The organism is Methylobacterium persicinum (genome assembly GCF_022179525.1).
Taxonomy (GTDB): domain Bacteria; phylum Pseudomonadota; class Alphaproteobacteria; order Rhizobiales; family Beijerinckiaceae; genus Methylobacterium; species Methylobacterium persicinum.
The window spans coordinates 157,341-170,498 of sequence record NZ_BPQX01000018.1 but is presented as its reverse complement, the minus strand read 5'-3'; the positions used below and the strand labels follow the sequence as shown (position 1 = coordinate 170,498).

Genomic DNA, 13,158 nt, shown 5'->3' with positions numbered 1-13,158 from the left:
GAGAGGAGACCGACCATGGCCTGGACCCGCGAGCAGATGGCGGCGCGCGCCGCCAAGGAGCTGGAAGACGGCTTCTACGTGAACCTCGGCATCGGCATCCCGACGCTGGTGTCGAACTACATCCCCGAAGGCATGTCGGTGCAGTTGCAGTCCGAGAACGGCATGCTTGGCATGGGCCCCTTCCCCTATGAGGGCGAGGAGGACCCGGACCTGATCAACGCCGGCAAGCAGACGATCACCGCCCTGCCGACGACGAGCTACTTCTCCTCGGCCGATTCCTTCGGGATGATCCGCGGCGGGCACATCAACTTGTCGATCCTCGGCGCCATGCAGGTGGCCCAGAACGGCGACCTCGCCAACTGGATGATCCCCGGCAAGATGGTGAAGGGGATGGGCGGCGCCATGGACCTCGTGGCCGGCGTCAAGCGCGTCGTGGTGGTGATGGAGCACGTCGCCAGGAACAAGGACGGCACCGAGAGCGCCAAGCTGCTCAAGGAGTGCGACCTGCCGCTGACCGGTACCCATGTGGTCGATCTGGTGATCACCGACCTCGGCGTCTTCACCATCGACAAGAAGGGTGACGGCGGCATGACCCTGATCGAACTCGCCGACGGCGTGACCGAGGACGAGATCCGGGCGAAGACGGAAGGCGAGTACAAGGTCGAGCTGAAGTAGCGCGACGGACCCTGCCCTCTCCCCTCCGCGGGGGAGGGTGGCCCCCGAAGGGGGTCGGGAGAGGGGAACGCCCGTGCCAAATGGGGCACGGCTCCCCGAACACCAAACCCCGTCATTGCGAGTGAGAGCGAAGCAATCCAGACGGCACTGCCCTAGCCGGACAGGTCGCGCCCTGGATTGCTTCGGCTCCGCCTCGCAATGACGGCGCGGATGTGAGAGGCCGCCCATATCCCGGAACGATTCCACTCCCCTCATCCTGAGGTGCGGCAACAGCCGCCTCGAAGGAGGGCTCCAGGGATCGCAGCGCTGGCTGGAGCCCTCCTTCGAGGCCCGCTCACGCGGGCGCCTCAGGATGAGGTGGCGGGATGGACCGGCCTAGGACGGCCCTATCCGCAATAACTACATCGGCGGGGTCAGGCCGTCCTTGCCGACGGCCACCAGCTTGCCGTCCATCTTGCCGCCGTTCTTGTCGACGACCGCGAACACCTTCGCGCCCGGCTTGAGCACGGCGTTGTCGGCCGGCTCGAAGGCAACGATCGGCGCCGAGGCCGGGACGACGATCTGCTTGGACCCATCCTTGTCGTAGGTGACCGTCAGGGTCCGCTCACCACCCGTCGCAGACTTCTCGGCCTTGACCGTGCCGTTGGTCATGGCGCTCTTCACCTTCGGGCCGCCGGAGGTCTCGGCCTTCACCGTCCCGTTGGTCATGGCGCTCTTCACCTTGGCGCCGCTGCCCGCGGTGTGGTCGGTGATCGCATCCCAGCCGTAGTGCCCCTCGGCCGTGCCGCGCATGGAGTCGGGGAACAGCACGACCTCCAGGGCGGTCATGGGGTTCTCGCCCTTGGTGGCGGTGCCGATGAAGGTGCCTTCCTTGATCTGATCGAGGCTCGACGGCACCACCGAAACGACCTTCGCGCCGGTCAGGGCGATGGTCTCGGTGGAGCCGGCATCGGTCTTCAGGGTGACGGACCCGGATTCGACCTTGTCGATGGTACCGCGCACCCGCTCGAGGGCGGAGGCGGCTGAGACGCCCGCGAGGCCGATGAGGCCGGCGGTGGCGAGGCGGAGGGTCACGGACTTCAGCATAGGGATTTGTCTCCGTTCAGTGGAATGGATTGGAACAGGCCGTGGATCACATCGGCGGGGTGAGGCCGTCCTTGCCGACGGCCACGCGGGTGGCGGTGAAACCACCCTCGTTGCGGGTGGCGACCACGAACACCTTGGCCCCCGTGCTCAGGACGCTGCGGTTGGCGGGCTCGAAGGTGACGACCGGCGCCGACGACGGCACGAGGATCGTGCTCGACTGGCCGCTGCCGTAGTTGACCGTCAGGGTCCGCGTGCCGCCCTTGCCGCCGGAATCCGCTTTCACGGTGCCGTTGGTCATCGCGCTCTTGACCTTCGGCGCCGCGGTGCTGCCGGTGGTCTCGGCCTTGACCGTCCCGTTGGTCATGGCGCTCTTCACCTTGGCGCCGCCGCTTGCGGTGGTGTCGGCGATCTCGTCCCAGGGATACTGCCCCTCGCCGGTGCCGCGCATGGCCTCGGGGAACAGCACGACCTCCAGGGCCGTCATCGGGTTCTCACCCTTGGTGGCGGTGCCGATGAACGTGCCTTCCTTGATCTGATCGAGGCTCGCGGGGATCACCCACGACACCTTGGCGTCGTCGGCCAGCGCGACGCGCTCCGTCTTGCCGTCGCGGGTCTTCAGGGTAATGGCATTCGGCTCGACCGACTCGATCGTCCCGCGCAGGCGCTCCGGCGCGGCGGCATGGGCGAGGCTCGTCAGCCCGATGAGGCCGGCGGCGGTGAAGCCTGCAAGGGTCTTCCTCGCGAAAATCGTCATGAAGAATGTCCTGGCTACGGGACCAGGGACATGGGGCGGCGCCGGGCGGGGACAACCTTGTGCACGATTGATCTGCGCTCCGATGACACGTCTTCCGGCTTCGCGAGGCGAAGCCATCCGGTCCGGCGCGATGCTCTGCGGGGATCGGCTCAACCTGCGTTCCACCCCTCCCTTCTCTTGAGAGCCTGACCGGAAAGCCGCTTACTCTTCTCAACCCCCCTTATCCTGAGGTGCGGCGTCAGCCGCCTCGAAGGAGGGCTCCAGAATGCTCTGCGATCTCTGGAGCCCTCCTTCGAGGCCTCCGCTCCGCTCCGGCGCCTCAGGATGAGGGCGAGTGTGGAAGAACCGCTGACTTCCCGGCCCAGACGCTCAGGATGAGGCAGGGTGGGAGCGGCCTTTCCGCCCAACGACACGGACACAAAAAAGGGGCAGTGCCGGCCGGCACCGCCCCCCTTCCCTCCCCCGCCAGGGGGAAAGCCGTCGTCTCGATTACGCCGCCAGCGAGCGGAGCACGTAGGGCAGGATGCCGCCGTTGCGGAAGTATTCCAGCTCATCCAGCGTATCGATGCGGCAGGTCAGCGGGACCTCCTTCACCGAGCCGTCCGAGGACTTGATCTCGGCGACCAGGGTCTGGCGCGGCTTCAGCTCGCCGGACAGGCCCTTGATGCTGACGGTCTCATCGCCCTTGAGGCCCAGCGAGTCCCAGCTGGTGTCGCCCTGGAAGACCAGGGGGACGACGCCCATCCCGACGAGGTTCGAGCGGTGGATGCGCTCGAAACTCTCGGCGATCACGGCGCGGATGCCGAGCAGCTTGGTGCCCTTCGCCGCCCAGTCGCGGGAAGAGCCGGTGCCGTATTCCTTGCCGGCGAAGACGACCAGAGGCGTGCCCTCGGCGGCATACTTCTGCGCCGCGTCGTAGATGAACATCTTCTCGCCGGACGGCTGGAACAGCGTGTAGCCGCCCTCGACCACGTTGCCCGACGGATCGCGGACCATCTGGTTCTTGATGCGGATGTTGGCGAAGGTACCCCGCATCATCACCTCGTGGTTGCCGCGGCGCGTGCCGTACTGGTTGAAGTCCTGCACGCGCACCTGATGCGACTGCAGGTACTCACCAGCCGGCGAGGCCGCGCGGATGTTGCCGGCGGGCGAGATGTGGTCCGTCGTGATCGAGTCGAGGAAAAGGCCGAGGATGCGCGCACCCTCGATGTCCGTGACCGGCGCCGGGGTCTTCTGCATGCCGACGAAGTAGGGCGGGTTCTGCACGTAGGTCGAGCCGCCGTTCCAGGCGAAGGTCTCGGCCTCCGTCACCTCGACGCCCTTCCAGTTGGCGTCACCGCCGAACACGTCGGCGTAGCGGCTCTTGAACAGCGCGGAGGTGATGGTCTTCTCGATGAAGCCCTGGATCTCGGCGGCCGAGGGCCAGATGTCCTTGAGGTAGACCGGCTGGCCGTCCGACCCAGTCCCCAGCGGCTCCGTGGTCAGATCGATCTGCATCGAGCCGGCGAGCGCGTAGGCGACGACCAGCGGCGGCGAGGCGAGGTAGTTCGCCCGGACGTCGGGGTTCACCCGGCCCTCAAAGTTGCGGTTGCCGGAGAGAACGGCGGCGGCCACGACATCGTTGTCGTTGATTGCCTTCGAGACGGCCGCCGGCAGCGGGCCGGAATTGCCGATGCAAGTGGTGCAGCCGAAGCCGACGAGGTTGAAGCCCAGCGCATCCAGGCTGTCCTGAAGGCCCGCCTTCTCAAGGTACTCGGCCACAACCTGCGATCCGGGCGCCAGCGAGGTCTTCACCCACGGCTTGGAGCGCAGGCCCTTGGCGACCGCATTGCGAGCGAGGAGGCCGGCGCCGATCATCACGCTCGGGTTCGAGGTGTTGGTGCAGGAGGTGATCGCCGCGATCACCACGTCACCGTGGCCGATGTCGAAGTTGGTGCCCTCGACCGGGAAGCGGCCGGAGATGTCGCCGCCCTTCTTGAACTCGCTCTGCATCGAGCCAGCGAAGCCGGTCTTGGCCTCGGTGAGCAGCACCCGGTCCTGCGGGCGCTTCGGGCCGGCGAGGGAAGGCTGCACCGTGCCCATGTCGAGCTCGAGGGTGTCGGTGAAGACCGGGTCCGGAGTCTGCGCGTCGCGCCACATGCCCTGCGCCTTGGCATAAGCCTCGACCAGGGCGATCCGGTCGTCGGCCCGGCCGGTGACCTTCAGGAAGTCGATGGTCTTCTGGTCGACGGGGAAGAAGCCGCAGGTCGCGCCGTATTCCGGGGCCATGTTGGAGATCGTGGCGCGGTCGGCGACGGGCATGTCGTCGAGGCCGGGGCCGTAGAACTCCACGAATTTGCCGACCACGCCCTTCTTGCGCAGCATCTGCGTGACGGTGAGCACGAGGTCGGTGGCGGTGGTGCCCTCGGGCAGCTTGCCCGACAGCTTGAAGCCGACGACCTCGGGAATCAGCATGGAGAGCGGCTGGCCGAGCATGGCCGCCTCGGCCTCGATGCCGCCGACGCCCCAGCCGAGCACGGCCAGCCCGTTCACCATCGTGGTGTGCGAATCGGTGCCGACGAGGGAATCCGGGTAGGCGATCTCCTCGGAGCCTTCCTTCTTCGTCCAGACGGTCTGCGACAGGTATTCCAGATTCACCTGATGGCAGATGCCGGTGCCCGGGGGCACGACGGAGAAGTTGTCGAAGGCCGACTGGCCCCACTTCAGGAAGGTGTAGCGCTCGCCGTTACGGGCGTATTCGAGGGCGACGTTCTCACCGAGCGCCTTCGGGGTGCCGAACTCATCGACGATGACCGAGTGATCGATCACGAGGTCCACGGGCACCAGCGGGTTGATCTTTTGTGGGTCGCCGCCGAGCGCCACCATCGCGTCGCGCATCGCGGCGAGGTCGACCACCGCCGGCACGCCGGTGAAGTCCTGCATCAGCACGCGGCTCGGGCGGAACGCGATCTCGACCTCGGCCTTGCCCTTCTGCTCCAGCCAGCCCACGGCGGCCTCGACATCGGCCTTCTTGACCGAGCGCTCGTCCTCGAACCGAAGGAGGTTCTCCAAGATCACCTTCATGGAGAAGGGCAAAGCGGTGGCGGAGGCGAGGCCGTTCTTCTCGGCCTCGGGGATCGAATAGTAGGTGTAGGTCTTGCCCCCTGCGGTCAGGGTCTGGCGGGCCTTGAAGCTGTCGAGAGATGCCACGGCTGGTCGTATCCTCGCTGCGAATTGTCGAACACGCGCAGGCATAACCCGCGCCACGGAGGTGTTCGGCCTGGTCAGAGCTCCTCACGAAACTCCCGCTGCGCCGAGGTGGCCAGAAGGAGAACTCCCGGTGATCGGGAGTTTCGTGAGAGGCTCTTAGCGCCCGACGGGCGCGCGCCGCCCCGGGAGTGCCCGGATCGAACGGTGCGCGGGGGGCGATTTGGACGCCCGAATGCCGCGCGGCGCAGCCGTGGCCCGTATAGAACTTTTCGAATTTGACCGCTACCGGCCTGTGATGACAGGCGCGAAGCGGTGTCGTGCGCGGCGTGCCTGCCCGCCCCCTTCGGCGGGCTCCGTCGCGCCCTGCGGCCGAGCCAGGACGCCCACCGTCTTTAGGAGCGTCAGCGAAGCAATGCAGGCGAGTGCGGTTTCGGTTTGATCTGGATCGCCCGCTCCACCGACTTTGCGAGCGGAGCGAAGCGATCCAGGGATCCGCCACATCCGTCCAGGTTCCGCTGCCCTGGATTGCTTCGCTCCGCTCGCAAAGACGGGAGACATGACGCCTGTTGCGGTCGGTCGAACCTTACCCGCGCTGCGCCTTGGCGAGCCCGTCCTTGAACTTGCTCGGGGAGGCGGCGAGCCGGCGCAGCGAGGCGACGTTGGCGGCTGCCTCATCCGGGCCCATGTCCTGGCGCAGGACCGCCTCGGCCTCGGGGTAGCGGCCTTTGAGCCCCAGGACGAGGGCAAGGTTCGCGCGCATCTTCGCGTCGGCGCCGGGCTGCGCGACGGCGAGACGCATGGTCTCCTCGGCCCGGTCGAGGTCCCGCGACAACGCGTACGACAGGCCGAGATTGGACAGGAGCGACGGCTCGTTGGGGCGGATCTTGAGGGCGGCCTCATAGAAGCCCTGGGCGCGGGCCTGATCGCCCATTTGCGCCGAGGCCGACCCCTCCGCCGAGAGGATCCGCCAGTCGGGGTTGGCGGGGGTGTGAGCGTTGGCGAGCACGTCGAGCGCCTCGCGGTAGCGCCCCGCTTCCACCAGCGACTTTCCGTACGCGCCGAGGATCACCGTGTCCTTCGGGTTGCGCAGGGCCGCCTGCTGCAGCACGGCACTCGCCTGGGTGATCTGGTCGGTGGCCCGGAGCGCCCGGGCGTAGCGGAAGGCGGTGCGGGCGTCCCCGGGATTGGCCTTGTACGCCTCGGCGAGGCCGTCGAGGTCGCGACGCGCCGAGGCGGCCGCGGAGGCCGAGGCGCTGACATTACCGATCGAGCCGGTCGTCTCGGGGGAATCGGTATTGCAGGCGCCGAGCGCCAGGGCGAAACCGAGGGCGCACAGCGCGGCGATCCCACGGCGGGCAATCGGGGCCGATGTCATGTCACGCTCCGCGGGGGCTCGCTGCGGGGAGGGGGCGGGTGCACGCATGGCGCTTCTCCGTCCCGACGCCCTGGTGATAGACCGTTAAGCCTAATCACGGGTTAAGGGACCGCCGGGCGGCGGCCCCGCCGACGATGCGAGGGTCCATGAGCCAAGCCGCAGCCGAGTCGAGTTCCATCGCCGCGCTTCTCCCCACGGACACGCCCGCCATCGGCGTGGCCTGCATGCGCGCGAGCGGCTGGGAGGACGGCCTGAACCCGGCCGAGCGGGCCTTCGCCTGGGCGACGGGCTTCACCGGCAAGCCGGGCAGCATCGCGTTCCTTCCCGGCGCGGACGGCAATCTGAGCCGGATCCTGTTCGGCCTCGGCGACCCGGATGCGCCCGGTGCCGACGCCCTCGTGACCGGGCGGTTGCCGGGCCTCCTGCCGGCGGGCTCCTACCGCCTGGAAGGGGCGCCGGACCCGGTGATGGCGAGCTTGGCATGGCTGCTGGGAAGCTACCGCTTCGACCGCTACCGCAAGGGAGAGAACGGTAAGGCGGCCCTCGTCGCGCCGGAGGGCATCGAGACGGAGGAGGTAAGCCGAGTCGCCGCCGCGGTCGCCCTGGGGCGCGACCTCGTCAACACCCCCGCAAACGACCTCGGACCGGCGGAGATCGAGGCCGCCGCCCGCGCCCTGGCCGAGCGGCACGGGGCCGCGATCACCGTGGTGCAGGGCGCCGACCTCGAACGCGACTTCCCCCTGATCCACGCCGTGGGCGCCGCCGCGGCGCGGGCACCCCGGCTGATCGACCTGACCTGGGGTCCGCAGGACGCCCCGCGCGTGACCCTCATCGGCAAGGGGGTGGCCTTCGACACGGGGGGCCTCGACATCAAGCCCTCCTCAGCCATGCTGCTGATGAAAAAGGACATGGGCGGGGCGGCGGTGGCCCTGGCGGTGGCCGACATGGTGATGGGCGCGGGCCTCAAGCTCCGCCTGCGCGTGCTGGTTCCGGCGGTGGAGAACTCGGTCGCCGGCAACGCCTTCCGCCCCGGCGACGTGCTGCGCAGCCGGGCGGGGCTCTCGGTCGAGATCGGCAACACCGACGCGGAGGGACGTCTCATCCTGGCCGACGCCCTGGCGCTCGCCGACGCGGACGCGCCGGAGATGATCCTCGACTTCTCGACCCTGACCGGCGCCGCCCGGGTCGCCCTCGGCCCGGACCTGCCGGCCTTTTTCACGGAGGACGAGGATCTGGCGCAGGAGGTGGCCGCAGCCGGAGCGCGGGCCTTCGACCCGGTCTGGCGCATGCCCCTGCACCAGCCCTACGCCTCCTTGCTCGAGTCGAAGGTCGCCGACCTGAACAACGTCTCGAACGGCCCCTTCGCCGGAGCGATCACCGCCGCCCTGTTCCTCCGCCGTTTCGCCCCCAAGACGAAGAGGCACGGCCATTTCGACCTCTACGGCTGGAACCCCTCCACCAAGCCCGGTCGTCCGGAAGGCGGCGAGGTGCAGACGGCGCGGCTGTCCTACGCGCTCCTGAAGGCGCGCTACGGGGGCTGACGCCCGTTTCCACCAGCGGGGGCCGACTGCCAATCGAGCTGATTAGGCCCCACCCTCAACCTCATCCTGAGGTGCCCGCCCCAGCGGGCCTCGAAGGAGGGCTCCAGGGATCGCGGAGCCTTCTGGAGCCCTCCTTCGAGGCCGCCGCTCTGCGGCGGCACCTCAGGATGAGGCCTTCGAGGCGCCTGACGCCGCACCTCGGGATGAGGGGTAGACGACGAGGCACGCTGAAACGACCCGTTCGATTCCGCCGTTACGGCGCCGGTCGATTGCTCACGACCGCCCGTCCCTCATCCCCCATCGGCAATCCGGTCTCGATCAACTGGGCCCAGAGGGCGGCGCCGTAGGGGGCGGCCTCGTCGTTGAAGTCGTAGAGCGGGTGGTGCAGCGAGGCGCTGTCGCCGTTGCCGATGAACATGTACGCGCCCGGCCGGCGGCCGAGCATGTAGGAGAAATCCTCCGCGGTCATCATCGGCGCCACCGCCCGGTCGACACGCTCCGGCCCGACGAGGGCCTCGGCCACGTCGGCCATGAACTCCGTCTCGGCGGGGTGGTTCTCCGTGACGGGGTAACTCGATCCGAAATCCACCGTGCCTGTGGCGCCGAAAGCCGCGGCGACATCCCGAACCAGGGCGTCGATGCGCTCCTTGACGGCGCTGCGCACGTCCTGGGACAGGGTCCGCATCGTGCCGCGCATGGTCACGCACTGGGGCAGGACGTTGAAGGCCTCGCCGGCGTCGAGGGCGCAGACCGACACGACGGCCGATTGCAGCGGGTCGAGGTTGCGCGATACGATGCTCTGAAGGGCGATGATGACGTGGCTCGCCACCAGCACGCTGTCCACGGCGTTCTGCGGCAGGGCGGCGTGGCCGCCGCGCCCCTCGATGGTGATGGTGAAGCGATCAGTGGACGCCATGATCGGGCCGGGACGAACGGCGAAAGTGCCGACCGGCATGCCGGGGATGTTGTGCATCCCGTAGACCGCCTCGATGCCGAAGCGCTCCATCAGGCCGTCCTCGACCATCGCCTCGCCCCCTCCCCCGCCTTCTTCGGCAGGCTGGAAGATGAGCACCGCGCTGCCATCGAAATCGCGGCTTTTGGCGAGGTATTGGGCGGCCCCCAGGAGCATCGCCATGTGCCCGTCATGGCCGCAGGCGTGCATCTTCCCCAGGACGGTGGACCGGTAGGGCAGGTCCCGGACCTCCTGGATCGGCAGGGCGTCCATGTCGGCGCGAAGGCCGATGGCCCGGTTCGAGCGCCCGCCGCGACCGCGCACGACGCCGACCACACCCGTCCGTCCGATGCCCGTGACGACCTCGTCACAGCCGAACTCGCGCAGGCGCTCGGCAACGAAGGCGGCGGTGCGCTCCACGTCATAGAGCAGTTCCGGCTGCGCGTGGAGCGTCTGCCGCCACGTCGCCATGGCGCCAACGAGGGCCTTGATCGGTTCGGGGACGGGCATCCGTCTGGGACTCGCTGCGGAGGGTCCGGGACCCGAGCAAGCCGGAGGCCAGATCCGGCGTCAACCCATGCCGATCCGCCTGCGGACGGTCTTCCCCGGGGATGGAGGGGGGGCCTCCCCCGCCGACAGGTCGTCGAGGATCGGGCAGTCCGGGCGTTCGTCGCCGCAGCAATCGGCGGCCAAGCGCTCCAGGCTGCGGGCCATCCCTTCGAGGGCGGTAATGCGGCGGCGCAGCTCCGCGATGCGGGTCCTGGCGATGGCCTTCACCGCCGCGCTCGGACGGTCGCGGTCGCTCCACAGGGCGAGCAGCTCGGCAATGGCCTCGACGTCGAAGCCGAGATCCCGGGCCCGGCGGACGAAGTGGAGGGTGCGGATCTCGGCCTCACCGTAGCGGCGGTAGCCGGAGGCCGAGCGGGGGGCCGGGGGTAGCAGGCCCCGGGCCTCGTACCAGCGGATCATCTTGGCAGAGACCCCGGTGAGCCGCGCCGCCTCGCCGACCGTGACCGTGTCCTCGCTCATGCCGTCCGTTCCACGGGTTGGGGGACGGTCCCCTCGGGCAGCGCCCCCGCCCCGGCCCGGCGGAGCCGCAGGGCGTTGCCCAGGACGAACAGGCTGGAGAGCGCCATCGCCCCCGCCGCCAGGATGGGCGACAGCGCCGGCCCGCCGAAGGGAACGAGGAGCCCCGCCGCCAGGGGGATCAAGGCGGCATTGTAGGCGAAGGCCCAGAACAGGTTCTGCCGGATGTTGGCCATCACCGCCCGCGACAGGTCGAAGGCGGTGACGAGGGTGTCGGGCCGGCCCGACATCAGCACCACGTCCGCGCTCTCCATCGCGATGTCCGTGCCGGTGCCGACGGCGAGGCCGACATCCGCCTCGGCCAGGGCCGGGGCGTCGTTCACCCCGTCGCCGAGGAACGCCACCTTCCCGTGGGTCGCCCGGAACCGCCGGACCGCCTCGGCCTTGCCCCCCGGCAGGACCCCCGCCGCCACCTCCGCGATGCCCAGGCGCGCCGCAACCTGCCTGGCGGCGCCGGGATCGTCGCCCGTGACCATCGCCACGGCGATTCCCTGGTCCCGCAGGGCCGCCACCGCCTCCCGCGCCCCGGCCTTGATCGGATCGGTGACGGCGAGGGCCGCCGCATGGCGCCCGTCGAGGGCGATGTGGACGGGGCTCAGGCCAGCGGCGGACCAGTCCTCGGCCCGCGCGACGAGGGCGGGATCGCGGGCGATGCCGAGGCGGTCGAGGTAGCGCGGGGCGCCCACCGCGACCGTACGTCCGGCCACCCGACCGGTCACGCCGAACCCCTCGTCTGCGGCGAAAGTCTCCGCCTCCGGCACGGCGAGGCTCCGCCCCCGCGCCGCCGCGATGATCGCCCCGGCAAGGGGATGCTCGGAACGCTCCTCCAGTCCGGCGGCAAGGCGCAGGGCCTCGTCCTCGGACAGGCCGGCGACGGTGTCGAATCCGGCCAGCGCCGGGCGGCCTTCCGTGAGGGTGCCGGTCTTGTCGAGGGCGACGATCTTCACACCCTGCAGTGCCTGGAGGGCGGCACCGTCCCGGAACAGCACCCCCCGTTCCGCCGCGCGGCCGGTGCCGACCATGATGGCGGTGGGGGTGGCGAGGCCCATGGCACAGGGGCAGGCGATGATCAGCACCGCCACCGCATGGACCAGGGCCGGGCCGAGGGCCGGCGACGGACCGAGGGCGAGCCATGCGAGAAAGGTCGCAAGGGCGATCCCGATGACCGCCGGCACGAAGCGGCCGGTCACCCGGTCGACGAGGGCCTGGATCGGCAGCTTGCCGCCCTGCGCCCGCTCGACCATGCCCGCGATCTGCGCCAGCACCGTCGCGGCACCGACCGCGCCGACCCGCAGGTCGAGGCTGCCGCCGCCGTTGAGCGTGCCGCCCACCACCGCGGCACCGGGGGCCTTGCGCACCGGGGCGGGCTCGCCCGTGACCATGCTCTCATCGACCCGGCTCTCGCCCGCGACCACCGTCCCGTCGGCGGCGATCCGCTCGCCGGGCCGGACCCGCACCATGTCGCCAACCACGAGGGACGCCAGCGGCACTTCCTGCTCGCTGCCGTCGCGGACGACCCGAGCCGTCTTCGGCGACAGGTCCATCAACCGGGCGATGGCCTGCCCGGTACGCCCCCGGGCCCGGGCCTCCAGGCTGCGTCCCAGCAGGATCAGCGTGACGATCAGCGCGCTCGCCTCGAAGTAGAGATGCGCCGCCCCCTCGGGCAACGCCTGCGGCAGCAGCACCGAGACCAAGGAATAGAGGTAGGCGGCCCCCGACCCGAGGGCGACGAGGGCATTCATGTCCGGATGCCCGCCGACGAGGCCGGGAATGCCCTTCAGGAAGAAGCGCCGCCCCGGCCACGCCAGGACCACGGTCGCCAGAGCGGCCTGGACGAGGCCCGCCGCGGCGCCGTGGGCGACCGCCGGCATCCCGAGCCCGGCAACGTGGCTCCCCATGTCGAGGACCACGAGGGGCGCCGAAAGCAGGGCGGCGACGATAAAATCCCGCCGGAGCTCCCGCGCCTCCGCCTCCCGCCTCACGGCCGGATCGACGGACGGCGCTTCGGACGGGAGCACCGCGGAAAAGCCTGCGTCCCGCACCGCCGCCGCGAGGGCGACGGGGGCAACCACGCCCTCACCGTGCCGCACCCGCGCCTGGCCCGTGGCGAGGTTGACGCTCGCCTCGGTCACGCCGGGGACGGCCGCGAGGGCCTTCTCGACCCTCCCGACACAGGAGGCGCAGTGCATCCCCTCGACGGCGAGGACGGTCTCGGTGGACGCCACCGGGTAGCCGGCCCCTGCCAGGGCCGCGGCGACCTCCGCCGGCCCGGCGCCGCCCTTGAGCGCGAGGCTCGCTCGGCCGGTGGCGAGGTTGACCGCCACGTCCCCGGCGCCGGGCAAGCCGGCCAGGATTCGCTCGACGCGCGAGACGCAGCCCGCACAGGTCATGCCCTCGACGGGCAGGTTCAGGCGGATCGGACCGGGCACGGAGGATGAAGCGTTCGTATCCATGCCCCCTCAGATGGACCTTCCCACCGTGGGAAGGTCAAGGGCAGGCC

At 70.0% G+C, this 13,158-nt stretch carries 9 protein-coding genes; 2 read left to right on the top strand and 7 right to left on the bottom strand.

Annotation, left to right across the window (positions count from 1 at the left end; translation table 11 throughout):
• Nucleotides 1-15: 15 nt before the first annotated feature.
• Nucleotides 16-675 carry a 3-oxoacid CoA-transferase subunit B gene (locus MFF22_RS08200; protein WP_238248467.1) on the top strand — a complete coding sequence of 220 codons (660 nt, stop codon included), beginning with the start codon at nucleotides 16-18 and terminating at the stop codon, nucleotides 673-675.
• Between the two features lie 399 nt (nucleotides 676-1,074).
• Here the strand turns inward: MFF22_RS08200 and MFF22_RS08195 are convergent, their stop codons facing one another.
• The 4 genes from MFF22_RS08195 to MFF22_RS08180 form a co-directional block, all read right to left on the bottom strand.
• Nucleotides 1,075-1,761: a metal ABC transporter permease gene (locus tag MFF22_RS08195; protein WP_238248466.1), complete on the bottom strand. Its 687-nt coding sequence runs from the start codon at nucleotides 1,759-1,761 to the stop codon at nucleotides 1,075-1,077.
• A gap of 46 nt (nucleotides 1,762-1,807) precedes the next feature.
• The gene (locus MFF22_RS08190; protein WP_238248465.1) at nucleotides 1,808-2,515 is read right to left on the bottom strand and encodes a metal ABC transporter permease; all 708 of its coding nucleotides are present in this window, start codon (nucleotides 2,513-2,515) and stop codon (nucleotides 1,808-1,810) included.
• A gap of 489 nt (nucleotides 2,516-3,004) precedes the next feature.
• A complete protein-coding gene (gene acnA, locus MFF22_RS08185) occupies nucleotides 3,005-5,704 on the bottom strand; it encodes an aconitate hydratase AcnA (protein ID WP_283206161.1) in 2,700 nt (899 codons plus the stop codon).
• A 583-nt stretch (nucleotides 5,705-6,287) separates the two neighbouring features.
• Nucleotides 6,288-7,079, bottom strand: a complete 792-nt coding sequence (locus MFF22_RS08180; protein ID WP_238248463.1) for a tetratricopeptide repeat protein — start codon at nucleotides 7,077-7,079, stop codon at nucleotides 6,288-6,290.
• Between the two features lie 224 nt (nucleotides 7,080-7,303).
• On the opposite strand from MFF22_RS08180, the gene MFF22_RS08175 reads away from it, so the two are divergent.
• On the top strand, nucleotides 7,304-8,620 hold the full coding sequence (locus MFF22_RS08175; RefSeq protein ID WP_238248503.1) for a leucyl aminopeptidase family protein: 1,317 nt from the start codon (nucleotides 7,304-7,306) through the stop codon (nucleotides 8,618-8,620).
• A gap of 253 nt (nucleotides 8,621-8,873) precedes the next feature.
• Here MFF22_RS08175 and MFF22_RS08170 read toward each other — a convergent pair whose 3' ends face one another.
• The 3 genes from MFF22_RS08170 to MFF22_RS08160 are packed head-to-tail and all read right to left on the bottom strand — an operon-like array spanning nucleotide 8,874 to nucleotide 13,111.
• A complete protein-coding gene (locus MFF22_RS08170; RefSeq protein WP_238248462.1) occupies nucleotides 8,874-10,082 on the bottom strand; it encodes a M20 aminoacylase family protein in 1,209 nt (402 codons plus the stop codon).
• Nucleotides 10,083-10,142: 60 nt separating this feature from the next.
• Nucleotides 10,143-10,601, bottom strand: coding sequence for a Cu(I)-responsive transcriptional regulator (gene cueR / locus MFF22_RS08165; RefSeq protein ID WP_238248461.1), 459 nt, complete (start codon nucleotides 10,599-10,601; stop codon nucleotides 10,143-10,145).
• Nucleotides 10,598-13,111, bottom strand: coding sequence for a heavy metal translocating P-type ATPase (locus MFF22_RS08160; RefSeq protein WP_238248460.1), 2,514 nt, complete (start codon nucleotides 13,109-13,111; stop codon nucleotides 10,598-10,600). Before MFF22_RS08160 ends, cueR begins: the two co-directional genes overlap by 4 nt.
• Nucleotides 13,112-13,158 lie beyond the last annotated feature (47 nt).